Here is a 24,489-nt window from a genome sequence, read left to right on the forward strand (position 1 = left end):
CTCCCACAGGTTCTGTGTCACACCCTCAAACCTTGGCCGACACAAGCCACTGTAGGAGTGAGCTTGCTCGCGAAGGCGATCTGTCTGCGAAATGGATTTTGTCTGACCCACCCCAATTCGTGGGCAAGGTGGAGCGCCACCCCGGTCGCTCCTACAGTTGATCTCCATGTAACCTACAATCTGCGCCGAGTGCTATCACCTCAATCCGCTCAACGGCCAACCTGTTGCTGGATCAAGGTCTTTCTCCTCGCACATTCGCGCGATCAGTTCCTTACTGGGGGGGGATGGAGGTACGGCGGCGTCGCGCTTGCGCTTCCATTCGAATGTTTCGTCCCACTCGGGGAGTTTGGCGGGGGGGAGGGGTACGATCTGGTCGATGTCCGGGACTTTGGCGCCGAGGTGTTCGTATTTATTCAAAAAGTTAGTTATAAGGCTATATCGTCGTGATCTTTCGCTATCAATATCGGCTGCTAAGTAATAGGTTTCGTTGCTTGTCTTGCTGTAGTTAAATGCCTCTCTAAGCCTGCGCGCTCCAGCGGGATTTCCGAATTCAGATGCTGATTGATAAGCTTCAAGAGCTTCAATGAATAGACCTTCATTCTTTCTCGATACGCCGTATCTCAGCGCCGCCTCGCGATGTCCCTGTTCCATGGAGCAGCGCATCATGGCAAGTGGGATGGCTTCAGCTTTACCAGTCTTCGCCAATAAATTAGCTACGTAATATTGAGCCTCCGGATTTCCATAGTCAGCCGCGCGTCTGAAATAGTAGCGAGCTGCTTCAGCATCCTGCCTGACACCATATCCGAGTTCAAGATAGTGACCCATATCATAGTAAGCTCCTGGGATGCCGCGGTTAATCAAATCTTCTACCAAATCAATAGTCTCTTTCGCGGGGCGCGGGGCGTTTGTTAGGCCCTGTGATAGCAGCGCTTGCAAGTTTGTCGCAGCACGATAGTGATCATGCGCGGCGGCGATCCGATAGTAGCGCGCCGTCTGATCGAAATCCTTTGGCCCGGAAAGTTGCGATAGGTGTAATCCATATTGATATAGGCGATGTGCAGCTGGGTCCAGTGGAGGCAGACGATCTTTTTCATGAATACATTCAAACTCTAATCGTTTGAACGCGACTTCCCAATCTGCTTTTTCTGGAACAAATGATGTCATTGGTTTGTCTCCATAATCACAACCAGCTAAGGATAAAATAAGTGCGAACAATGAGCTCCGATAAAAATTGCATTTAGTCAACATTTTTGCGGCTCGGGCTGAGTCGTAAGAATTCCACGAGCGAACAAGCGGGTGTCCGTAGTTTGGCTTGACTCATCGGGTCTCGACGGTCACTGTTTTCAGTCAGCACATCACTCCATGTCTGGAATTCCGTTGATATGTCCTCACTCGAGCTGTTGCCCCCCGTATGCAATCCCCACAACTGCCGCCTCAACGGCTTCGCCACCGCAGGATCCTCGACACATATATTCAACTCGCTGTCCGAACTCATACTTCGCTCATTGATATTCGCCGAGCCCAACGTGGTAAACACGTCATCAATAATCATCAACTTGCTGTGGATATACACTTCCAGCCAGTTATCGGGCGGAGAGTCTGGCGCAACAAGTGTGCAGATGTGGACTTTTAAACCAGGCACATCAGTCGGAGTGATGGGTGCGCTTTTCTCGCTCTTGAGCTGCCTTTTTAGTTCTGCGTACTGTCTGGCCAGTTCATCGCGTTCGATTTCCAACCGTTCGATGGGTCCATCAAGCCTGCCCATCGCGTCCACACGGTTGTAGTAGGCGGCCAGTTTGACTTGCGCGGCAATGTACTCCTCGTGCAGCGCATCGAGCTTCGCTTGCCAGTAATCATCGTGTTCCAAACGCTCCACGGAGGGCATGACTTCACTGCGGCCCAACTGCCGGAGCATGCGAAAGGTCCCGAGTGCGCCGTCAGCCATGCCTTCGTCGGAGGAGTTGGTGACGACGAACAGGTGCAGGTAGCCATGTTCGCCGGGATCGCGGCCGCCTTCGGCATGGCGCCGCGCGATGTCGACAACGGCGTCGGCGAACGGCTTCCAGCGGAAGTACTGGTTCTCGATGTAGATGAACTGGGTCGCGTTCTTGACCGCTTGCAGGTACATCGTCCGGATGTCGCGTTTCCCTGCCTCGGTCTGGGTGCGCAGCACTTGCGCCATCATCGGCGGCCCAAAGCCTTTGCGCGGTTTCAGGTGGGCGGCGAGGGGCTCGCGGGCGGTCTGCAGGTCAATGCCGGTCGCCTTCAGCCAGGCCTGGGTGAAGTTGGCATTCAGGTCTTGCAGGACCGGGCCGGTGACGCGGCTTGAGATGTCCTGGCGTGGCGTGGAGCCGTTGCGCCCGTACAGGTCATCGGCACGAGCATGGGCGTGGTCATCGCGGTCCCAATAGGGGTCGAGCATGTTGTGGCCCATGACAAAACCGACCGCCCGGTCAGCGTGCTCGTAGTCCACCAGCACCATTTTCTGGTGATGAGTGGGGATCACCGACATCGCCGCTGCCTTGCCGGCCGCCTCAAGTTCTGCCGCGCCTTGCTCCCGGGAGCGCGTCCATATTTGATAGGCAATCTCGGCTCGGTCGGCCAGCCCCAGGTCGCGGACCGCAAACTCGATGTTTTCGAATGGCTTCGCGCCGAGGCTGAACACTTCTTTCGCCAGTAAGGCCTTCAATCGGAATGGCTTGAGTGCCGGAAACAACCTGTCCAGCGGCGAACTGGCTTCGGTGTAAGGCTCTGATGCGCGGCGGTACCATTCCCAGTCAAACGCCTTCTGCCAATCGGAGCGCCAGTCGCCGGCGTGCGATACAACAGAGGCCACATTGCGGCCTGGTGTCATGTTCTCCGCGAACATCGCAGTGAGGTGCGCGCTGTCTGACCAGCACAGCACGCGCACCTTCACGCCAAGGGAGGCTTTATTGACCAGCAGTTCGCCGATGCACTGCGCCTGACCACCGCCGCGCTTGAAATACATCGAAGGCTGAAACCCCCAGCAGATGATCTCCACCGAATGTTTTGCCGCCATGATCGCGTCGTGAACCGCGCCAAACGCTCGCTCACCATTCACCAGCGGCTCGAACGTCGCAGGCTTTGGCGAATACTCGCTGCACTCGACCATCCAGCGCTGGTTCATGACGGCCGATGAGGTCTGGCGGGTGGCGATGGGGCAGGTGATGCTGGGTGTGTTCATCTTCAGGCTTCCGTGTCCGGGTCGTTGAGGCGGTCGTAGTCTTCGCGGTACTGGCTGGGTGCTTCGCCCGAACCGGGCGTCAGGCTGTGTTGGTGGCGGTGCAGGCCGCGGTTGGCGCGGGCGCCGTTGTCCTGATCGCCGAGGTAATCGCCGCTGACCGGGATGTCATAGCTGGCGCCGTTGGCCAGTTCGACGCGGTAGCGCGAGCGCGATACGCGGTGCTCGACGCTGATTTTCCCGTCGCTCGACATCACGCCCTTTTCAATCTCAACCCCGTCGGCGAACACCGTATAAGGCATGCCGGTCCACGGCTGGTGACTGGCGGCGCTGCTTTGCGCGGCCAGCAAGGTCAGCGTCTGGCCCGCCGTGCTTTGTGGCCATGGCGTCTGTTCGCGGTCCATCCGGCTGGCGCCGCCGATGTTTTTCTTCGCCGCCTTGATGTCGATGGTGCCGGGGGCGTGAATCTGGATATCGCCGTTCTTGAGGCGGATGAAGGCACCGCCGCAGGTCAGCAGAATCTCCTCCTGGGCAGCGATCTCGATGGTTCGCGCCGTGGAGGTGATGCGCACGCTATCTTTGGCGGTCAGTTCGATGGCGTCGTCCTGGGCCTGAATCTCCACCTTGCCCTTCGCCGCGAACAGTTTCGCCCCGGCGTCGCGGGCAAACAGGCTGATGCTGCGACCCACGCTGACCAGCAGCGAGCGTGCACTGGCGAGGTTGATGTCTTCGCCGCTGGAGAGGCTGGTGTGGCGCCCGCTGTGCAGCTGGATGTTCTCGGGCGTGACAGCGGCGATGTCGGCAGGCGCCGAAGCGACGATCAGCGGCGCGTTATAGCCCTGAGATGTCTCATTGCCCTGGCGGTGCGAGTGCGTCGCGGCCTGATGCAGGCGGTTCAGATTGTCGACGCCTTCGTCCAGCGCCAGTGCATTGTGCTGACCGGCCTGCTCGGACAGCGCCGCCATGCGCTGCAGGGCGTCGCTCAACTGCTGACCGGCTTCGCTGCTGTCCAGATGCCCACTTTGTGCCTTGGTCCGGCGCCAGGTGCTGAGGTACAAGCCCTGCGGCGCGCGAATGGCGCCGGAGGCTTCGGTGCGCAATTCAAACCCGTCACCGCGCCACGCGCCTCGGTCATTGCCCTGTTGATCGACCAGGCAGCCGGGGTTCAGCTGGGTGTGGCCGTGGCTGCTGTGGATCTGTGTGCGCAATTGCGCGGTGGTGTCGTCCATGACCCATTGGTTGTAACCCAACCCGCCGATTTCCTGACTTTTGTAGCCGCTCATCCGGCCCGTGGAATGCCACGCCGGTTTGTCGCCGCCGTAGACCTGGCCGAGGATCAGCGGGCGGTCGATGTCGTTGTCGAGGAAGGTGACCACCACTTCTTCGCCTGCGCGCGGTACGTAGACGCTGCCCCAACCGGCGCCGCTGCTGTTTTGCAGCATGCGCAGCCAGCAACTGGGCGCTTTTTCCGGTGCTCTGAGGCGGTCCCAGTGAAAGCGCACGCACACCCGATTCAGCGCGTCGGTTTGCACAGGCCCACCATTGGGCGCCACGACGACGGCGGTCTGCGGCCCGGGGTTAGCAGGCTTTTGGTGTTCGAAGGCGCTGCGGTACGGGACGTCCTGGCGTTGAGGCTCAAACGAGTTGCAATAGAAGCCTTCGCCATTCTCGGACGGTTTGTCGGCGCCGAGACCTCTCAGCCGCGATTGCAGGCTGCCGGGCCGCTCGCGAAGTGTCAGTGCAACGGGCAGGTTGCTTTGCGCGAAGAACTCGACAGCGATCAGCATGAACGCCCGGCGGTCGCGCGGGCCATTGTCGTACAACGGGTGCCCTCGCAGCTCGAACCCATGACCCGGAAGCATGTGCCGGACGCCGCCTTGCCCGGTGATGCGCCGCGCTGCGGACTCCACCTGCTCGATCTGCACCCGTGTCTGCCAGTTGCCGTCGTCCTCGCTGTGCCACGCGTATTGGCCTCGGTATTCATAGCGTTCCAGCGTCTTCGCCGCCCCGGGCGGATTAAGGCCCATGGAGCGGACAGAGAGCGGCTGGCGGTGCGCCCGGTAATTGTTGCTGCTCCACAGAACGTGGCCATTGAGCAGCGTGTCGGCCTGACTCCACTCCACGATGCTGTCGTGATCCAGCGCGGCCGTCTGGGTGTGAAAAGGCAGCGCTTGCGGCTCCAGCGCCGGCAGGTCAAGGACGCTGTCGACGAACACGATCCTGTGCTGGTCAGCCTCATGAACGACGTACCAATAAATGCCCGCGTGCTCGCACCAGCGCTGCACAAAGTGGGCGTCGCTCTCATTGAACTGGGTGACGTAGGACAGCGGCGCATGCGCGTGACGCAAATTGAATTCGTAACGGCCCTGCGCCTGGGGATGCCCCCGGAATACCTCGGTGAAAATGTCGATCAACGTCATGTCTTGCCAGATGCGGCAGTCCTGGCGGTATTCCAGCAGGCTGAACCACGGCGCGAATTCGAGCTGCCAGTCCTGCAAACTGCCGTCGCTGCCGAGGTACCGCACGCTGCCCACGAAGCCGTGTTTGTAGCGGTGGCTGCCGTCGGCCAGCTTGATGGCGAGACGCACCGGCTCGCCGATCAGTTGATTGGGATCGATGCGTGTCGATTCGCTGACGACGTCCACGCAGTAGCGCGGTATCCGGCCGAGTCGCTCGACGCCGTGGACGCGCACGGCAAGCAGCGGCTCGGTCAGCGGTGTCTTCAATTCCAGTAGACGTCGTTCCTGGCTGATGCCAGCGAGGGTGAAGGGGGAGTTTATGGCGAAGGTCATGTCGGACTTCCTGTCGGGGCAGTGGGCACAGCGCTAGATTCAGCGATGATCAATCCGCTGCTCGAATCGCTGTCGGTGAGATCAAGCACCCATCGGGGGTGGACGGAGGAGGCGCGGGCCGCCAGGCAGCCTAGGGCCATCCGCGTCCATTCGGCAGCAACGGTCCCGACCTGGCCGCACAGCGACGGGGCCTGAACGTGCTGATTGAAGGTCTGCTCGGGGACGGTATTCGGGGTATCGGTCCGCGCGTCCCGCTTGAGTGAAACGAGGGATACCACCTCACCCAAGGGCGCCGGATCCGCAGCGTGTGCGTTGGCCGGCAGAGTGGCCCAGCTGTCGATGCTCAGGCACAGATGCTTGGGCATGCTCAGGTTGCTGGACAGCAATTCGGCGAGCCACGGTCCCGGTGCATCGACGGCGATGCGGAAACCGCCGCCGGGCAGCCACACCTGGGGCCACACACTCACCACGGTTTCAAACCAGATCAGTGGATCGACATGGGACGGCGGGAACAGATGCACTTCAATCTGCGTCCAGTCCGCGACTCGGTCTAGCAGCGGACACTGGGTCAGCGTTGCCTGGAGCAGTTCGAGGGCGCGGGCGAGTGGGTTGATCGATGGCAGGGGAATCGCTTCGATCTCGATCCGCCGCAACAGTCGGCGCGAGCCATCGGCAGCCATCAGCCTTGAATCGTGGCTCAGCGCGTTCGCGTGCCTGGGTATGTCCTGGACAGGTAACCGCTGATCCAGGGAATGCCCGGGCAATCGGAGCCAGAGGTCCTCGACGCTGACGCTCTGCGCGCAGAAATCACCTCGAGGCTTGGCCCGGTCCAGCAGGCGCTGGGCGGCTTCGTGTGCCAGCCGTTTCTCGGCGAGCCGGTCGTACATGTTCCGCTTCGGCCGGACGTAATGTTGAGGGGCAGGAGGCGGTGGCAGCTCGACATGTTTGCCGAACAGTCGCTTGATGAATGCGTTCATGACGCCCCCTACAGGATGAAGCAGTCATCGTGGGTCGCCACAAGGGTGTCGCCGCACAGAAGGCGGTCCCCCTCGCGGGCAATGGGCCGGTCATCGACGAGGCAGGTTTCATCCCCTTCGGCGATGGCACAGGGGCCGTGAAAGCAGAGCACGCCGTCGCCGTGGCGGGCGACTTCGAGACCGTGCAGGAAGGTGGAGGGCGAGCCTTGGATGACTCGACCGCCTTTGAGGGTGGGGTCGTTGAGAACAATGATGGGGCGCATGACGAAACTTCCCTGAGGTGTGGCCGCGATGAGCGTCCATGCTCCGGTGCGTTTGAGCGGCGAAATTAACACAGGGTCGGGGGCTTGAAAGTGGTACAGGTTATTTCAAGACGCGTCCCACGCTGACGCGGTGAAGCGTCCTACAGGTGGCGTGATGAAGCTCGCATTTTGAGGGGCGAAAAGCTGATTCGGAGGCGGGAGCGGGAGGGGAGTTGTGGGGCGATTGAAGAGAAGAACGCTGTTTGATGTGCGCCTTGGGTAAGCGATAGTGGCTGATCAAGCCACCCGCCAGCGCGCCATGAAACGCGCCAGCCGGGTCACCACCAACGATCAGAAATCGTCGTCTTTGTCGAAGCGTCGCGCTTCGCGTTGCAGTTGATACACAAAACGCTCGACCTGGCGCTGCACCAATCCACTCATGTTGTGAAAGCGCACACCGGCGAATGTAGTGTTGATTCTTTCTTCGAAGTGCAGATGGCGCAGTTCCACCGGGGTGGTCATGTTGCCGAAGGGCAGGGAAGCGATGAACCGCTCATAGACCTGACCCAACTGCATGCGCTCCGAGACATCGCCTTCAAACCGTAGCTTGCAGCCGGTGGCAGAGACATCCAGCAGCTTGCCGCGCAACGGGAATTTAAGCCGGTCGCCACCGATCTCGACATCGATCAGGGACGCGAGCTTGAGCGCCGCGCGGAACGCGTTGCGGCGCTGGTGATAAACGACTTCTTGAGGCAGAGGCCCGCGATAGCTGCGCGGCTCTGCAATGACGGTCAGTTGGTCTTTGCTTTCCCAGGCGATGCGCACGCCGTCGTGAAAGCCTTCTACCCGGAAGGGCTCACCGCTGGCGAGGAAACGCTCACCGTCACGGGGGATCATCTCGTCGAAAATCATCTCGTTGGTGTCGCGATTGACGTCGATCACGTAGCTCTGAAACCGCTGGGTGCGCTCGTGAAACGTGATGATCAACGGGTCATGACTTTCCATCAGCAGCCGCAGATTGGCGGCGATTTCCAACGGGGTGGTCAGTACCTTCGGGGGCTGCGGAACATCTTCCGCGCTTGAGGCATTCACGGTCTATCCATCTCCAGGCAAATAACGGCAGCGTTCAGCGTGCGGCATATTGCCATCACGGTGCGCACCTTGATACAAGAACTTACGCCTGGCTGAGCGGACGTGGCCTGGCCTTGCCCGACGTCGAACCGCGGCTGTCATACAGCGTCGGGGTATCGCCGCCGTTGAGAATCCTCAACTGCTGTGCCGTGGTGAGTTGCTGGAGCTGGATAAGGCTGCCGTTCTGTTCGTTGGCGGCCTGGCATTCACTCATCAGTGTGCTGAGTTCATCACCTGCGGTTAACAGGGCTTCACCCACTGACGAATGTTTGGCCACTTCTTCGAGTCCCGCACGATTGGCGGGCAGACCCAGGCTGGTCATCAGCTGGGTACGTCGGCGTCCATGCTGCTCGAGCACGATCACCAGCGCCTGTTTCTGCGCCAGGATGTGTTCCATCTCGACCATATTGCGCCCGTGAAGCGCCACTGACTCGGCCTTCAGGATGTCCAGCAGATGCCGGGTTGGCGCAATGTCGTCCGTGATCAGTTGAAGCAATGTAGTGTCTTGCATCGCATGCCCTGGTGTTTAAGCGTCCAGAAGCCCCTCGCGCAGACCTGGGGCTAGCGCTGGGCTTCGAAGTTAAGCAGTTTGCTAGCAACACGATTGCTGTCGACCTTATAGCTGCCGTCGGCGACCGCCTGCTTCAACTCAGCCACACGGGCGCTGTTGACGACAGGCTGATCACGCAACGAATCACTGATCTTCTGCAACTGTTGAGCTTCGCTGCTCAAATGTACTGCCTCACCACTGCCGGGCACGCTCGAGGTGCCGCTGACCGCTGCCGTAGCTTCGGTTTTGCTGGCTTCCTTGGTGCTGGCAGTACGTGTTGTACCGCCAACGGGAGTGGAGCTATTCAAACGATTGAAGTCGATGACCATGATTGAAAAACCTCTGGGTTCTAGGACGCTTGCCTTGGTTTCGGCCATACCCGGAATAACTTTAGGGCTCGCGCGAAAACAGTCTCGAATGGACGTCGCGCGGAGCACTGGGGTTCCGAGTGTAGGAAAAGCGCAAGCGCAGCGCCAGAGGTCTTACCTTCACATGTGAGTTACATAGCAACCTCAACTTGCCCGGGCGCAACGATGTTGGCCTTGATCACCCGTTGCGAATTGAGGTTCTTCACCCGTATTTGCTCGTTGAAACCGCCGTCGGACAACGCCTCGCCCGGCATGCGCACGCTCATTGAGCCGCTGCGCGCGCTGATGACGACCTGATCGCCCTTGTGGACCATTTGCGGTTGGTCGAGATGGACGGGCGTCAGGATCTGGTCGATGACCGTTGGTCGGACAACTTTCTGCCCGACTGCCTGATCGACTGAATCCAGGAAGCCTTGCCCCAGCAGGCTCACGTCACGTTCGCGCAGCGCCACATCGTTTTCAGTCACGATCGCGTCGCGCTTCATTGGCCGCACGGCCGTGACCACATTGCGGTAAAGATGGACCTGGGCCGGCACGAACACCGTCCACGGCGAGGTGCCTTCGCAGCGTATCTTCACGGTGACGCGGCCGATGGGCTGGGCCGGGCTTTCCAGTGATGCTGTCAAATCCTTGTCACACAGCGGCATACGCAGACGCGGATCCAGTTGCTTGACTTCGATCTCGTAGCGGCCGGCGGTTTGGTTGGTCGACATGTAGTCTTCAACTGTGAATTCAAGAAAGCCCTGGGTCACGCCGATAAGTGTTTCAGGCAGGGTCATGTTGTCTGCGCGGCTCAGGCTGGCAGCACACAACAGACACAGCGCGACCAGCACGCAGAGAAAGCTGCGGGTTGCGGGTGCCGGGCGTCGGGATACTGTCGTTTGTGTGTTCATGATGAGTAAATAGCAAGGCCCGTGCCGCTTACCGATCCGGTAGCGCAATTGGTCGTTTTGGGAGGAGTGGTGCATGGCTGGTGTGATGGATTCAGTAAACCAGCGCACTCAACTGGTAGGGCAGAACCGCCTTGAACTGTTGCTGTTCCGGTTGGACGGCAAGCAGTTGTATGGGATCAACGTGTTCAAGGTAAAAGAGGTGCTTCAGTGCCCGAAACTTACCCACATGCCCAAATCCAGTCCGATTGTGCGCGGAGTGGCAAACATTCGTGGCGGGACCATCCCGATCCTCGATCTGGCATTGGCGACCGGCGGCAAGCCGCTGTCTGACATTGCCAATTCATTCGTGATCATCACGGAGTACAACACCAAGATTCAGGGCTTCCTGGTGCATGCGGTGGAACGCATCGTCAACATGAACTGGGAAGACATTCATCCGCCACCCAAGGGCACGGGCCGCGATCACTACCTCACGGCGGTGACGCGTCTCGACAATCAGTTGGTGGAGATCATCGACGTCGAGAAGATCCTCGCCGAAGTGGCGCCGGTCTCCGAGAACATCTCGGTCGGCGTGGTCACGGCGGAGGTGCAGCACAAGGCGTTGTCCTTGCGCGTGTTGACGGTCGATGATTCTTCCGTGGCGCGCAAACAGGTGACGCGTTGCCTGCAAACCGTCGGCGTGGAAGTCACGGCGTTGAATGACGGTCGTCAGGCACTCGATTACCTGCGCAAACTGGTGGAAGAGGGCAAAAAGCCCGAAGAAGAATTCCTGATGATGATTTCCGACATTGAAATGCCGGAGATGGATGGCTATACCCTCACTGCGGAGATTCGCAGCGACCCGCGCATGCAGAAGCTGCATATCGTGTTGCACACCTCGCTGTCGGGCGTGTTCAACCAGGCGATGGTCAAGAAGGTCGGCGCTGATGATTTCCTGGCCAAGTTCCGGCCGGATGATCTGGCGGCGAGGGTAGTGGATCGTATCAAGGCGGCGGATATCAGCTGAGGAGGGATTTTCCTCCTTGCTGTTCACATGATTTGAGGGGCGGCATGTCTACAGGTAATTTGGATTTTGATCAGTTCCGGGTATTCCTGGAAAAAGCCTGTGGCATTTTGCTGGGTGAAAATAAACAGTATCTGGTCTCCAGCCGCCTCAACAAGTTGATGGAGCAGCAGTCCATCAAGTCGTTGGGCGAGCTGATCCAGCGTATCCAGACCCAGCCGCGCAGTGGCTTGCGCGAGCAGGTGGTCGATGCGATGACGACCAACGAGACGTTGTGGTTTCGCGATACGTACCCCTTCGAGGTGCTGAAGAACAAGGTCTTGCCGGAGGCGATGAAGGCCAGCCCCAACCAGCGTTTGCGCATCTGGTCGGCGGCCTGTTCTTCGGGGCAGGAACCGTATTCGCTGTCGATGTCTATCGATGAGTTCGAGCGCAGTAACCCGGGGCAGTTGAAGTCGGGTGTGCAGATTGTGGCGACGGATTTGTCGGGTTTGATGTTGAACAATTGCAAGACGGGTGAGTACGACAGTCTGGCCATCGGCCGGGGTTTGTCGCCGGACCGTCTGCAGCGTTTTTTCGATCAGAAGACGCCAGGGCGCTGGACGGTGAAGGCGCCGATCAAGAGCCGTGTGGAGTTCCGTTCGTTCAATTTGTTGGACAGTTATGCGGCGTTGGGCAAGTTCGATATCGTGTTCTGTCGGAACGTGCTGATTTATTTTTCGGCGGATGTGAAGAAGGACATTCTGTTGCGGATTCATTCGACGTTGAAGCCGGGGGGGTATTTGTTCCTTGGGGCGTCTGAGGCGTTGAACGGGTTGCCGGATCACTATCAGATGGTGCAGTGCAGTCCCGGCATTATTTATCAGGCCAAGTGATTGGCTGCGCTTTTGATTTGATGAGAACCCCGCTTAGGCGGGGTTTTTTGTTTTGTGTTGGCGCTGTAGGTCATCTGCCTAACGGCAGATATTTCGCCTTCGGCGAGTTACTTGGAAAAGTCGAAAGTCGCACCATCCCCAAGTAACCAAGGGTGCTTGCTCCTGGTTGGGCTCCTCCTTCGTCGGAGTGCCCTCACTCCGGTCCCGCTCCGTGGGCCCGCGCCGAACGGACATCCATGTCCTGACGGCGCTCTCGCCGCATCCATGCGGCTCGGCCCACTGCGCGAAACCTCCGTTCAGCCTGCACCCAAGTCGCGTTTTGCGGTGTTTGAGCCTTTTGCGTATGAAGATCAAGATCAAAAGCAGATCAGAAGCAGATCAGAAGCAGATCAGAAGCAGATCAAAGGCTTCCCGGCTGAAGCCGGTCCTACGACGTGCGCGCCGTGTCAGAGATATCTGATCGTTCCCACGCTCCGCGTGGGTATGCATCCCGTGACGCTCTGCGTCACTTCCACGGCCTGAATGTGCGTCGTCTGCGGGACGCGGAGCGTCCGGAGCGGCATTCCCACGCGGAGCGTGGGAACGATCATCACTGACTGCACGCGGTGTGTTAGTAGGACCGGCTTCAGCCGGGAAGCCTTTGATCTTCATTTTTAAGGGGACTGATTTATTTACAGCGCTTCATTTTTAAGGGGACTGATTTATTTACAGCGCTTCACCGTAAATCAATCTGTCCCCGAGTGCGCGGTGCGGCTTATTACGCCAAGGTCAAGAGCATCTGCCTCACGGCAGATATTTCGCCTTCGGCGAGTTACTTGGAAAAGTCGAAAGTCGCACCATCCCCAAGTAACCAAGGGTGCTTGCTCCTGGTTGGGTTCCTCCTCCGTCGGAATACCCTCACTCCGGTCTCGCTCCGTGGGCCCGCGCCGAACGGACATCCATGTCCTGACGGCGCTCTCGCCGCATCCCTGCGGCTCGGCCCACTGCGCGAGACCTGCGTTCAGCCTGCACCCAAGTCGCGTTTTGCGGTGTTTGAGCCTTTTGTGTAAGAAGATCAAAAGCGCTTTAAAACAGATCAACAGCTTCCCGGCTAAAGCCGGTCCTACGACGTGCGCGCCGTGTCAGAGATATCTGATCGTTCCCACGCTCCGCGTGGGTATGCATCCCGTGACGCTTTGCGTCACTTCCACGGCCTGAATGTGCGTCGTCTGCGGGACGCGGAGCGTCCGGAGCGGCATTCCCACGCGGAGCGTGGGAACGATCATCACTGACTGCACGCGGTGTATTAGTAGGACCGGCTTCAGCCGGGAAGCTGTTGATCTTCGTACGCAAAAAGCTCAAACACCGCAGAACGCGACTTGGGTGCAGGCTGAACGCAGACGACGCGCAGTGGGCCGAGCGGCATGGATGCCGCGAGAGCGCCGTCAGGGCATGGATGCCCGTTCGGCGCGGGCCCACGGAGCGTCGTCGGAGTGAGGGAACCCTGAGGAACGAAGGGCCAAGCCAGGAGCAAGCACCCTTGGTTACTTGGGGTGCTTTTCCAAGTAACTCGCCGAAGGCGAAACCGAGGCCGTTAGGCCGAGCCCAAAACATCAGCGTCGCCGAGTAGCGAGGGATGTACACAATGCAGACGCCGACTCCGGCTTTTGAAAGCGGTAGCGTCGGCAACGGCAAAAAAACGGCACCGCCCTTGCCGCTTTCCTCCCATCGAGCGGAAATCCCTTGCCGCTTTTCTGTCATCCCCCAACACCAACACCCCTGCAGCCCGCTAAAAACGGCACTTTCAGCAAGTGGCACGCACCTTGCTATAACTCCTGCACGTACATCTGGTCAGCCCTCAAAGGTCCCGACATGAGCATCAGTTTTGAAAACGCCCTCGGCATCCACGAAAAAGCGCTCAACTTCCGCGCCCAGCGTGCTGAAGTGCTGGCCAACAACATCACCAACGCCGACACCCCCAACTACAAGGCCCGTGACCTCGACTTCTCCAAAGTCCTGGCCGCCGAAAGCGACAAAAGCAAAAACGGCCACTTCGCCCTCGACATGACCAACAGCCGTCACATCGAAGCCGAAGGCATGAGCGATGGCGAAGCCAGCCTGCTCTACCGCACCCCGTCGCAGCCGTCGCTGGATCAGAACACCGTCGACTCCCAAGTCGAAAATGCCAACTACGCCGAAAACGCCATCGGTTTTCAGGCCAGCTTCACCTTGCTCAACAGCAAATTCAAAGGGCTCGTTGCAGCCCTGCGCGGAGAGTAATCCATGTCCCTGTCCAGTGTTTTCAATATTGCCGGTAGCGGCATGAGTGCCCAGAACACTCGTCTCAACACCGTGGCCAGCAACATCGCCAACGCCGAAACCGTGTCCTCCAGCATGGACAAGACCTACCGCGCCCGCCATCCGGTGTTCGCCACGGTCTTCCAGGGTCAGGAATCCGGCGGCAGCGCCTCGCTGTTCGAAGACCAGGGCCAGGCCGGGACCGGCGTACAGGTTTCCGGCATCATCGAAGACGCCTCAAACCTCGAAGCACGTTACGAGCCAAACCACCCCTCGGCTGACAAAAACGGCTACGTCTATTACCCGAACGTCAACGTCGTCAACGAGATGGCCGACATGATCTCGGCCAGTCGTTCGTTCCAGACCAACGCGGAAATCATGAACACCGCGAAAACAATGATGCAGAAGGTCCTGACCCTGGGTCAGTGATAAAGGGCGAAATCCATGACGGTCTCAAGCACAGACGCTACCTCGACGTTCCTAAAAGGGCTGCAAAGCACGACCCCCGGGACCACAGGCACTAGCACCAAATCCAGCACCGACACCAGCAGCCTCACCGGCTCAAGTTCCCTGGGTAAGGATTCATTCCTGCAATTGCTCGTGACGCAAATGCAGAACCAGAACCCGCTCGATCCCCAGGACAACAGCGAGTTCGTGGCCCAGCTGGCTCAGTTCAGCAGCCTGGAAACCATGCAGAACCTGAGCACCTCGGTCGACTCGATCAGCACCATGTATCAGTCGTCCCAGGCGTTGCAGGCCTCGTCCCTGGTTGGCCGCTCGGTGACCGTGGACGCCGGTTCTACTTACGTCGACACCAGCAAGGCGATGACAGGTTCGGTGGTGCTGCCATCGTCCAGCACCGACACCACGGTGAAGGTCTACGACAGCACCGGTACCAACGTCGTGCGCACCATCGACCTGGGCACTCAAGCGTCCGGTACCACCTCCTTTAGCTGGGATGGCACGGATGACAGCGGCGCAGCGGTGGCAGCGGGCAATTACAGTTTCGTCGCCAACGGCAGCCTCAACGGCACCGCCACTCAGCTGAGCACCTATCTGCCGGCGACAGTGAACAGCGTGACCATGGGCACAACGGGCTCTGACATGACGTTGAACCTCGCCGGCGGCACCCAGGTGGCACTGGCAAAAATCAAGCAAATCGGAATTTAGAGCCGACTAGACGGCGCAGGAGTTAATCATGTCTTTCAATGTTGGTCTTAGTGGGCTCTACGCCGCAAACAAAAGTCTGGACGTCACCGGCAACAACATTGCCAACGTCGCGACCACCGGTTTCAAATCTTCCCGTGCGGAGTTTGCTGACCAGTACGCCCAATCGATTCGCGGCACCTCCGGTAGCACCAACACCGGCAGTGGCGTCACCACCGCCGCCGTTTCTCAGCAGTTCACCCAGGGCACGCTGAACACCGGGACCGGTCGCAGCCTGGACCTGGCGATCAACGGCAACGGCTTCTTCATGATGAGCAACAACGGCGAGAAGCTCTACACCCGCGCCGGTGCATTTCACACCGATTCCGATGGCTACATCGTCAACGAATCGGGCAACAATCTGCAGGGCTACAGCGTCGACGGTCAGGGCAATGTCGCCACGGGCGTGCTGAGCAACCTGCGCGTCGATTCGTCGAACCTGGCGCCGAAAAGCACCAGTTTGATCACCGTCGCCTCCAACCTCAACTCCTCGTCGACCGTGCCGACGGTGTCGACATTTTCGCCGTCGGACACCAGCAGCTACACCACGACCTACAGCACGCCGATGTATGACAGTCAGGGTAACCAGCACACCCTCGACCAGTATTTCGCGAAGACGGGCACCAATACCTGGACCATGTACAGCCTGGTCGATGGCCGCAGCATCAACGATCCAACGTCCACTACCGCTGACGCGACCGCAGTGACCTTCGATTCGTCGGGTGGCTTGATCACCAGCGGTACCGGCAGTCCGGACACCACCAACTCGCCCAACGTGAGCATTGGTACGGACGGTGTTTTCTCCATCAACAACTGGGTGCCGGCCGCCAAGACAACTGTTGGCAGCACCACCACCTGGGCGAGCAATGGTGCGGCCGCGAACGCGGGCGGGATCAAGCTCAACATGCTGGCGACCACCCAGACCAACGCCGTGTCGGGTGCGATCAGCAAGACCCAGGACGGTTACGCCACCGGCCAGATCACGGCCATGAACATCGACGCCACCGGCAACATGTTCGCGACCTACACCAACGGTCAGTCCAAGGTGATCGGTCAGGTGTCGCTGACCAACTTCGCCAACGTTCAGGGCCTGTCCCCGGCGGGCGGCACCAACTGGCGCGAATCGGCTTCGTCGGGCATCCCGGTCACGGGCGCTCCACAGTCGGGTACGCTGGGTTACTTGACCGGGCAGGCGCTGGAAGAATCCAACGTCGACCTGACCGGTGAGCTGGTCAACCTGATCAAGGCGCAAAGCAACTACCAGGCAAACGCCAAGACCATTTCGACCCAGAGCACCATCATGCAGACCATCATTCAGATGACCTGATAACGGTCGCTGGACACGGTCAACGAAGCCCCTCTCTGAGGGGCTTTTTTTATGGTTTTTTTTGACGGAAATATCGAGAGCCATCCCACTCTACAACTGGAAACTTCCTACTTTCGTCTTTGCGAGAATCAAGTTCGCTGACAAATAAATGCCATTGAGCGGCGCCGTTTATGCGGCCCGTTCGATTGCATTCCTTTGCCCGCGATCTCGATGCATCGACGAGCGTGTCGTTGAACAACGACTCAGGGAGTGTTCATGTCATTCAACACAGCGGTTTCAGGTTTGCACGCAGCGCACAAGCGCATGGAAGTGGCCGGCAACAACATCGCCAACGTCCACACCTCCGGTTTTAAATCCTCTCGCGCCGAGTTCTCGGCGGTCTATTCCTCCTCTATGCTCGGCGGCAGCCGCACGGCCTCGGGGGATGGGGTGCAAGTGGCCAACGTTTCGCAGAATTTTGCGCCCGGCGGGGTCATCACCAGCGAGGGCAGGGCGCTCGACATGCGCATTCAGGGCAGCGGTTTTTTTGTCATGAGTGACGCCGGTTCCATCAGTTACGGCCGGTCCGGGGCGTTCATCAAGGATGCGCAGAATTTTGTCGTCGACGCCCACGGCAGCCGCTTGCAAGGCTACGGGGTGACAGACGCCGGGGAGGTGATCAGCGGCGTTCGTACGGATCTGAAGATCGACGCGGCCGACATGTCGCCCAAGGCCACGGGCAAGATGGAGCAGACCCTCAACCTGAACGCGGCGTCGGCGTCACTTGGCGCCATTCCGCGCTTCGACCCTGGCGACCCGACTACCTACACGCGGGTAACGGGACGGCTGATTCAGGATGCCGGCGTTCCGCCAACGGATCACGAGCTCAAGCAGTACTTCGTCAAGACTGAAGACGACAACTGGACGTCGTACATTCTCGTCGACGGCGTCAATCCGCTGGACCCCACCAGCACCGCGCCTCTGGAGATCGGTTTGCAGGTGTCTGCGGCGGGGAGGCTTTCGCTCACCGGCCCGACGGCGGCGGTGAAGATGATTTCCGACACCGAGTTGTCCCTGCAGACATGGCGCCCGGCGGTGAACGTCAACGGCAGTTGGACCGCCAGCCCCGCGCCGTCTCCAGGACCGATCTCACTGCCGTTGCTGGACGGCGGCCTGCCGGTGCTCGACCCGGCCGATCCGCTCATGCCGCGGCCCGTGCCGACCTTCAATCCTGCGGACATCACCACCTACACCAAGGCGTCCACCTATGGCGTGTTCGACAGCCTCGGCATGCGCCACGAAATGACCCAGTATTTTGTCAAAGACGGCAGCAACAGCTGGAAGATGCATACGCTGATTGACGGGCGCAACCCGCAGGACCCGACCAGCACGGCGCCCTCGACGGCGAGCATGCTGTTCGACTCCGGCGGCTCGCTGCAATCGCTGATCGGCAGTCAATGGCTGACCGCCGCCAACAACACCCTGACCCTCGAAGGCTGGGTGCCGGCCAAACCGCTGGACGGCAACAAACCGGGCGGGCGTTGGGGCGCGAATGGCGCCGTGGGAAATGCCGACGGAATTGTCATGGACTTCAACAAGATCAGTCAGCACAACGCCGCCACCGGCAGCAGCAACATCGTGATCGATGGCCACACGGCAGGGCAGGCGAACCAGCTGACGATCGACAAGAGCGGCATGCTGATGATCGGCTTCAGCAATGGCCTGCACCGCAACGTCGGTCAGGTCATGCTCGCCAGCTTCGCCAACAACCAGGGGCTGCAGCCGGTGAGCGACACGCGCTGGGTCGAAACCCTGGCCTCTGGCGTGGCCAATTACGACATGCCGGGTGTCGGCACCTTGGGCAGTGTCATCGGGCACTCGCTGGAGGGCTCCAATGTCACGTTGACCAATGAGCTGGTCGAGCTGATCCAGGCGCAGACGGCGTATCAGGCGAACTCGAAAACCCTGTCGACGGAGGCGGAACTGATGCAGACGTTGATACGCGCGACTTGATTACGCGCCCGCCGAAAATCGCGATGCGGGAATGAACCTCGGCAGCCTCACCGGCCTCTTCCCGGCTGAAGCCGGTCCTACAAAAGCTGTGCGCAGTCAGTGGGATTGGGTGTGAACGCGAACGTAGGACCGGCTTTAGCCGGGAAGGCGGCGTGTCGGACGGTTGATTCATCACAGACAAACCGCCTTCGCGAGCAAGCTCACTCCCACAATCAATCCCGGCAGCCCAGCCGGCCTCTTCCCGGCTGAAGCCGGTCCTACAAAAGCTGTGCGCAATCAGTGAGATTGGGTGTGAACGCTAACGTAGGACCGGCTTTAGCCGGGAAGGCGGCGTGTCAGACGATCAGTCCGTCACGGTCCAAACGAAACAACTCAAATCGAGCAATCCGACTTCACATATGCGGCGCTGATCCGGGTCCAGCCTTCGCCGGGGCTGGTCTGGGCGCAGACCGTGCGGTGGGCGCCCTGCCAGAGGAAATAAGGTGCCGGCGCCGCCCAGGCGGCAAACGAGCAGGCAATCAATGTAAGGAGCAGGGCGGTGCGCAGACCCATAACAGTTTTCCGTAGCGACTGAAGCGAATTCACAAAACGCTGCAAGTTTCGCACCCCATGGAGAGTTTTCTGGCGCTCGCTGCCGTCGATTTGCAGGAAACCGGCGGTCCGCTGTCGCGCAGCGGCTCAAACCGGATCCCAGTCCGCCAAATCCGGCCGGAATCATTGAAGAATCAACGCTTTGTATCACCGCTGAAAAACTGGTTCGATTATTGCTATGACCTGTTCAGTACAGCTACAGGCGGCAAGCGTCTGTCGGAGGAGGAAGACTGTGGACAAGTTGCTATACGTGGCCATGAGCGGAGCGTCGGAAAACGCCATCGCCCAAAAGGCCCATGCCAACAACCTGGCGAACGTTTCGACCAACGGGTTTCAGCGCGACCTCGAGCAGGCGCGCTCAATGCCCGTGTTCGGCGAGGTCAACCCGTCCCGGGCGTACGCCATGAGCGAACGTCCCGGGACCGACTTCAGCCAGGGCGCGATGGTCGACACCGGTCGTGATCTGGACGTCGCCGTCAAAGGCAATGGCTGGATGGCGGTGCAGACAGCCGACGGCGGTGAAGCCTACACCCGCACCTCCAGCATGAACATCGACGCCCTCGGCGTGTTGCGTGATGGCAATGGTTTGCCGGTCATGGGCAACAGCGGGCCGATTGCCGTGCCTCCGCAGCAGCAGATCGAGATCGGCGCCGACGGCACCATCAGCGTTCGTTCGCTGGGTGAGAGCCCGCAGGTCATGGCCCAGATTGACCGCATCAAGCTGGTCAAGGGCGACCAGACCACCATGGAAAAAGGTCCCGACGGTCTGATGCACACCAAAAGCGGCAGACCGGCCCAGGCCGATGCCGACGTGCAGGTCGAATCCGGGTTTCTGCAGGCCAGCAACGTCAACGCCGTTGACGAGATGACTTCGGTGCTGGCGCTGTCCCGCCAATTCGAACTGCACATCAAGATGATGAAGACCGCCGAGCAGGATGACGAGTCGATGGCTCGCGTCTTGCAAATGGGCTAATGACTGACAGCTTGCGCCGATAAACAGGCGCTCGAGGAGATTCAAACATGCTTCCGGCACTCTATGTTGCTAAAACCGGTCTGGCCGCCCAGGACACCAACCTGACGACCATTTCCAACAACCTGGCCAACGTTTCGACCACCGGTTTCAAAAGCGACCGCGCGGAATTCCAGGACTTGCTCTACCAGATCAAGCGTCAGCCAGGCGCCCAGTCCACTCAGGACAGCGAGCTGCCATCGGGCCTGCAACTGGGTACCGGTGTGCGCATCGTCGGCACCCAGAAAAACTTCACCGCCGGCAGCCTGCAGACCACCAACCAGCCGCTGGACATGGCGGTCAACGGCCGCGGTTTCTTCCAGATCCGTCAGCCTGACGGCACCTTGGCGTACACCCGCGACGGTACGTTTCACCTGGACAGCAACGGCCAGATCGTGACCGCCAACGGCTACGCGCTGGAGCCGGCGATCGTCGTGCCGCAAGACTCGCAGACCTTCACCGTTGGCGAAGACGGCACCGTGTCGATCACCACCTCGGCCAACACCGCGACCCCACAGATCATCGGCAACGTGCAGACCGCCGACTTCATCAACCCGGCCGGCCTGCAATCCCAGGGCGGCAACCTGTACCTGGAAACCGCTTCCAGCGGCGCTCCGCAGGTCGGTACTCCGGGTCTCAACGGTCTGGGCGTGGTCAAGCAGAACACACTGGAAAACTCCAACGTCAGCACCGTCGAAGAACTGGTGAACATGATCACCACCCAGCGTGCCTACGAGATGAACTCCAAAGTGATCTCGACCGCTGACTCGATGCTCCAGTACGTGACCCAGAACCTGTAAGCCGCTCTTGAAACGCCTGATGTCCTGCTGTGAAACACCTGATCAATTACGAGGGGCGCCTGAAAAACGCCTGCTACACCGCGAGGTTTTAAGTGTCATGAAACGGCTCTCTGTATTGCGGCTTTCCCTGTTGGCAGCTCCTGTGTGCGGTATCGCGCTGCTGACCGGCTGCGTTGCGCCTGCGGCCAAACCCAATGACCCTTATTACGCGCCGGTGTTGCCGCGCACGCCGCTGCCTTCAGCGGCCAGCAACGGATCGATTTATCAGGCCGGTTTCGAGCAAAACCTGTATGGCGATCGCAAGGCTTATCGCGTCGGCGACATCATCACCATCACGCTCTCCGAGAAGATGGCCGCCAGCAAAGCCGCCAGCTCCGGGATCAGCAAGACCAGTAAAACCAGCCTTGGCCTGACCTCGCTGTTTGGCGCTGGCGTCAGCACCAACAACCCGGTCGGTGGCGGCAATCTCAGCCTGGACGCCGGCTACACCGGCGACCGCGCCACCAAGGGCGACGGCAAGGCCGCGCAGAGCAACAGCCTGACCGGCTCGATCACCGTGACCGTGGCTGACGTCATGCCTAACGGCATTTTGCTGGTGCGCGGCGAGAAGTGGATGACCCTGAACACCGGTGACGAACTGGTGCGCATCGCCGGCCTGATTCGCGCCGACGACATCGCCACCGACAACACCGTGTCGTCGACCCGTATCGCCGATGCACGCATCACTTATTCCGGTACAGGCGCGTTTGCCGATTCCAGTCAGCCAGGCTGGTTCGACCGATTCTTCCTCAGCCCGTTGTTCCCTTTCTGATAGCGGGATAGCCATGATCACGTTCAAGCAACTGATAGCGGCAGCGCTGCTGTTCACCACCGCACTGGGCGCCCACGCCGAGCGCCTGAAGGACATCGCCAGCATTTCCGGCGTACGGACCAACCAGTTGATCGGTTACGGTCTGGTGGTGGGGCTCAACGGCACGGGTGACCAGACCACCCAGACGCCGTTCACCCTGCAGACCTTCAACAACATGCTCTCGCAGTTCGGCATCAAGGTGCCGGCGGGTTCCGGCACCGTGCAGCTGAAAAACGTCGCGGCCGTGGCCGTGTACGCCGACCTGCCGCCGTTCGCCAAGCCGGGCCAGCAGATCGACATCACCGTGTCGTCCATCGGTAACTCGAAAAGCCTGCGCGGCGGTGCCCTGTTGATGACCCCGATGAAGGGTATCGACGGCAACGTCTATGCCGTGGCCCAGGGCAACCTGGTGGTCGGCGGCTTTGATGCCGAAGGCCGCGACGGTTCGAAGATCACCGTCAACGTTCCGTCTTCCGGCCGTATCCCGGGCGGCGCATCGGTTGAACGTGCCGTGCCGAGTGGCTTCAACCAGGGCAACTCGCTGACCCTGAACCTCAATCGCAACGACTTCACCACCGCCAAGCGCATCGTCGACAAGATCAACGACATGCTCGGCCCTGGCGTCGCTCAAGCGCTGGACGGCGGCTCTGTGCGGGTGACCGCGCCGCTGGACCCCAACCAGCGTGTTGATTACCTGTCGGTGCTGGAAAACCTGGAAATCGATCCGGGCCAGACCTCCGCCAAAGTCATCATCAACTCGCGGACCGGCACCATCGTTATCGGCCAGAACGTCAAGGTCTCGCCGGCAGCCGTCACCCACGGCAGCCTGACCGTGACCATCACTGAAGATCCGGTGGTCAGCCAGCCGGGCGCGTTCTCCAACGGCCAGACCGCTGTGGTCCCGCGCTCGAAGATCAACGCCCAGCAGGAAATGCACCCGATGTTCAAGTTCGGTCCGGGCACCACGCTGGATGAAATTGTCCGCGCGGTTAACCAGGTGGGCGCAGCGCCAGGCGACTTGATGGCGATTCTCGAAGCACTGAAACAGGCTGGCGCGTTGCAAGCCGACCTGATCGTGATTTAAGAGGCAGACTGAATGAGCATTCCAAGCGGCGGTACGACTGTCTCAAAGGCAGGTTCAGGTGATTCAGGGGCGTATACCGACCTCAACCGTCTGACTGCCATGAAAACCGGTGATCGCGACAGCGAGGGCAACCTCAAGAAAGTCGCGCAGGAATTCGAGTCGCTGTTCGTCAGCCAGATGCTCAAGGCCATGCGTTCGGCCAACGAAGTGCTGGCCAAGGACAACCCGATGAACACCGCGGCGACGCGGCAGTATCAGGACATGTACGACCAGCAACTGTCGGTGAGCATGTCGCGCGAGGGTGGCGGTATTGGTCTGCAGGACGTGCTCATGCGTCAGCTGTCGAAAAACAAAGGCGCCGAAATCGCCCCGGCCAACACCGGGCTTGTCGCCGGCGGCAAAACGGAGGCGAAGGTCGACGGCAAAGCCGACGCGCCTGCACAGGCCGGCCTGGCCACACGCATTGCCCAGCGTCCGCTGTGGGCCACCCGTTCGGTGACCGCGCCGGAGGCCGGCGACGGTACCGTGCATAGCGACGTGGCGGCGCTCAATTCCCGTCGCCTTTCGCTGCCGAGCAAACTCAGCGACCGCATCATGGCCGGCATCGTCCCGAACACCGCCACCGCCGCCGCCCAGGACGCGAGCACCAGCGCTACCACACTGAAGAACCGCATTGCCGTCTCCAATGCCGTGGCCGCCGCGAAAAGCGCAGGTTCCAAGGAAAATGGCGACTGGACGGTCGGGCCGCAGTACGCCGCCGACGCCGACGCTTATGTGCGCAGCCGCGTGCAGACGCCGCTCGCGCCGGGCAAGAGTGCATTCGCCAACCGTGATGACTTCGTCGCCACGATGATGCCGCTGGCCAAGGACGCCGCTGCGCGCATCGGTGTCGATCCGAGCGTGCTGGTGGCCCAGGCGGCGCTGGAAACCGGCTGGGGCAAATCGATCATGCGTCAGTCCGATGGCGGCAGCAGCCACAACCTGTTCGGCATCAAGGCCCAGGGCGGCTGGAAAGGGCCGGAAGCCCGCGCCATCACCAGCGAGTTCCGCGACGGCCAGATGGTCAAGGAAACCGCGGACTTCCGCGCCTACGACTCGTACGCCAGCAGCTTCCACGACCTGGTGAGCTTCCTGCAGAACAACAATCGCTATCAAGAAACCCTGAAATCCGCCGATAACCCGGAACAGTTTGTGAAAGAGCTGCAGAAGGCCGGCTACGCAACCGACCCGTCTTATGCCAGCAAGATTTCTCAGATAGCGAAACAGATGAAGAGTTACCAGACCTACGCATCCGCCTCGGGCTCTTCCACGACTTTATAA

22 protein-coding genes are annotated in these 24,489 nt (G+C 60.1%); 12 read left to right on the forward strand and 10 right to left on the reverse strand.

Going from position 1 to position 24,489, the window contains the following annotated elements; genetic code table 11:
• Positions 1-195: 195 nt before the first annotated feature.
• The 9 genes from SLW75_RS05785 to flgA form a co-directional block, all read right to left on the reverse strand.
• Positions 196-1,164 (reverse strand): DUF6396 domain-containing protein, encoded by a 969-nt coding sequence (locus SLW75_RS05785; RefSeq protein ID WP_410933876.1) that lies wholly within the window; start codon positions 1,162-1,164, stop codon positions 196-198.
• A gap of 73 nt (positions 1,165-1,237) precedes the next feature.
• A complete protein-coding gene (locus tag SLW75_RS05790) occupies positions 1,238-3,205 on the reverse strand; it encodes a phospholipase D-like domain-containing protein (protein ID WP_410933877.1) in 1,968 nt (655 codons plus the stop codon).
• 2 nt (positions 3,206-3,207) lie between these two features.
• Complete coding sequence (locus SLW75_RS05795; protein WP_410933878.1) at positions 3,208-5,994, reverse strand: type VI secretion system Vgr family protein; 2,787 nt, start codon at positions 5,992-5,994, stop codon at positions 3,208-3,210.
• A complete protein-coding gene (locus tag SLW75_RS05800) occupies positions 5,991-6,971 on the reverse strand; it encodes a hypothetical protein (RefSeq protein WP_410933879.1) in 981 nt (326 codons plus the stop codon). The genes SLW75_RS05795 and SLW75_RS05800 overlap by 4 nt, the downstream gene beginning before the upstream one ends.
• A gap of 8 nt (positions 6,972-6,979) precedes the next feature.
• Positions 6,980-7,234, reverse strand: coding sequence for a PAAR domain-containing protein (locus tag SLW75_RS05805; protein ID WP_410933880.1), 255 nt, complete (start codon positions 7,232-7,234; stop codon positions 6,980-6,982).
• 330 nt (positions 7,235-7,564) lie between these two features.
• Entirely contained in the window at positions 7,565-8,305 is a 741-nt protein-coding gene (locus SLW75_RS05810) for a flagellar brake protein (protein ID WP_141695117.1), read from the reverse strand.
• An 82-nt stretch (positions 8,306-8,387) separates the two neighbouring features.
• Positions 8,388-8,855, reverse strand: a complete 468-nt coding sequence (locus tag SLW75_RS05815) for a flagella synthesis protein FlgN (RefSeq protein ID WP_065987254.1) — start codon at positions 8,853-8,855, stop codon at positions 8,388-8,390.
• A 50-nt stretch (positions 8,856-8,905) separates the two neighbouring features.
• Positions 8,906-9,223 (reverse strand): flagellar biosynthesis anti-sigma factor FlgM, encoded by a 318-nt coding sequence (gene flgM / locus SLW75_RS05820; protein ID WP_065987255.1) that lies wholly within the window; start codon positions 9,221-9,223, stop codon positions 8,906-8,908.
• A gap of 170 nt (positions 9,224-9,393) precedes the next feature.
• Entirely contained in the window at positions 9,394-10,155 is a 762-nt protein-coding gene (gene flgA / locus SLW75_RS05825; RefSeq protein WP_192130015.1) for a flagellar basal body P-ring formation chaperone FlgA, read from the reverse strand.
• Positions 10,156-10,228: 73 nt separating this feature from the next.
• Between flgA and SLW75_RS05830 the strand changes: the two genes are divergently transcribed.
• The 7 genes from SLW75_RS05830 (at position 10,229) to SLW75_RS05860 (ending at position 18,835) form a co-directional block, all read left to right on the forward strand.
• Positions 10,229-11,161, forward strand: a complete 933-nt coding sequence (locus SLW75_RS05830; RefSeq protein ID WP_065987256.1) for a chemotaxis protein CheV — start codon at positions 10,229-10,231, stop codon at positions 11,159-11,161.
• Between the two features lie 44 nt (positions 11,162-11,205).
• Entirely contained in the window at positions 11,206-12,033 is an 828-nt protein-coding gene (gene cheR / locus SLW75_RS05835) for a protein-glutamate O-methyltransferase CheR (RefSeq protein WP_065987257.1), read from the forward strand.
• 1,851 nt (positions 12,034-13,884) lie between these two features.
• Complete coding sequence (flgB, locus tag SLW75_RS05840; RefSeq protein ID WP_065987259.1) at positions 13,885-14,292, forward strand: flagellar basal body rod protein FlgB; 408 nt, start codon at positions 13,885-13,887, stop codon at positions 14,290-14,292.
• A 3-nt stretch (positions 14,293-14,295) separates the two neighbouring features.
• Positions 14,296-14,739, forward strand: coding sequence for a flagellar basal body rod protein FlgC (flgC, locus tag SLW75_RS05845; protein ID WP_065987260.1), 444 nt, complete (start codon positions 14,296-14,298; stop codon positions 14,737-14,739).
• A 15-nt stretch (positions 14,740-14,754) separates the two neighbouring features.
• Complete coding sequence (locus SLW75_RS05850; RefSeq protein ID WP_065987261.1) at positions 14,755-15,480, forward strand: flagellar hook assembly protein FlgD; 726 nt, start codon at positions 14,755-14,757, stop codon at positions 15,478-15,480.
• A 28-nt stretch (positions 15,481-15,508) separates the two neighbouring features.
• The gene (gene flgE, locus SLW75_RS05855; protein WP_065987262.1) at positions 15,509-16,843 is read left to right on the forward strand and encodes a flagellar hook protein FlgE; all 1,335 of its coding nucleotides are present in this window, start codon (positions 15,509-15,511) and stop codon (positions 16,841-16,843) included.
• Between the two features lie 255 nt (positions 16,844-17,098).
• Positions 17,099-18,835: a flagellar hook protein FlgE gene (locus SLW75_RS05860; protein WP_410928764.1), complete on the forward strand. Its 1,737-nt coding sequence runs from the start codon at positions 17,099-17,101 to the stop codon at positions 18,833-18,835.
• Positions 18,836-19,207: 372 nt separating this feature from the next.
• Here the strand turns inward: SLW75_RS05860 and SLW75_RS05865 are convergent, their stop codons facing one another.
• Entirely contained in the window at positions 19,208-19,387 is a 180-nt protein-coding gene (locus SLW75_RS05865) for a hypothetical protein (protein WP_065987264.1), read from the reverse strand.
• Between the two features lie 271 nt (positions 19,388-19,658).
• On the opposite strand from SLW75_RS05865, the gene SLW75_RS05870 reads away from it, so the two are divergent.
• The 5 genes from SLW75_RS05870 (at position 19,659) to flgJ (ending at position 24,489) form a co-directional block, all read left to right on the forward strand.
• Complete coding sequence (locus tag SLW75_RS05870; RefSeq protein ID WP_065987265.1) at positions 19,659-20,399, forward strand: flagellar basal body rod protein FlgF; 741 nt, start codon at positions 19,659-19,661, stop codon at positions 20,397-20,399.
• Between the two features lie 47 nt (positions 20,400-20,446).
• Positions 20,447-21,235 carry a flagellar basal-body rod protein FlgG gene (gene flgG / locus SLW75_RS05875; protein ID WP_065987266.1) on the forward strand — a complete coding sequence of 263 codons (789 nt, stop codon included), beginning with the start codon at positions 20,447-20,449 and terminating at the stop codon, positions 21,233-21,235.
• A 97-nt stretch (positions 21,236-21,332) separates the two neighbouring features.
• A complete protein-coding gene (flgH, locus tag SLW75_RS05880) occupies positions 21,333-22,046 on the forward strand; it encodes a flagellar basal body L-ring protein FlgH (protein WP_065987267.1) in 714 nt (237 codons plus the stop codon).
• A gap of 13 nt (positions 22,047-22,059) precedes the next feature.
• Positions 22,060-23,169 (forward strand): flagellar basal body P-ring protein FlgI, encoded by a 1,110-nt coding sequence (locus SLW75_RS05885; protein WP_410933881.1) that lies wholly within the window; start codon positions 22,060-22,062, stop codon positions 23,167-23,169.
• A gap of 12 nt (positions 23,170-23,181) precedes the next feature.
• A complete protein-coding gene (gene flgJ, locus SLW75_RS05890) occupies positions 23,182-24,489 on the forward strand; it encodes a flagellar assembly peptidoglycan hydrolase FlgJ (protein ID WP_410933882.1) in 1,308 nt (435 codons plus the stop codon).

Source organism: Pseudomonas sp. W5-01 (assembly GCF_046540435.1).
In the GTDB taxonomy this organism is placed as follows: Bacteria; Pseudomonadota; Gammaproteobacteria; order Pseudomonadales; family Pseudomonadaceae; genus Aquipseudomonas; species Aquipseudomonas graminis_B.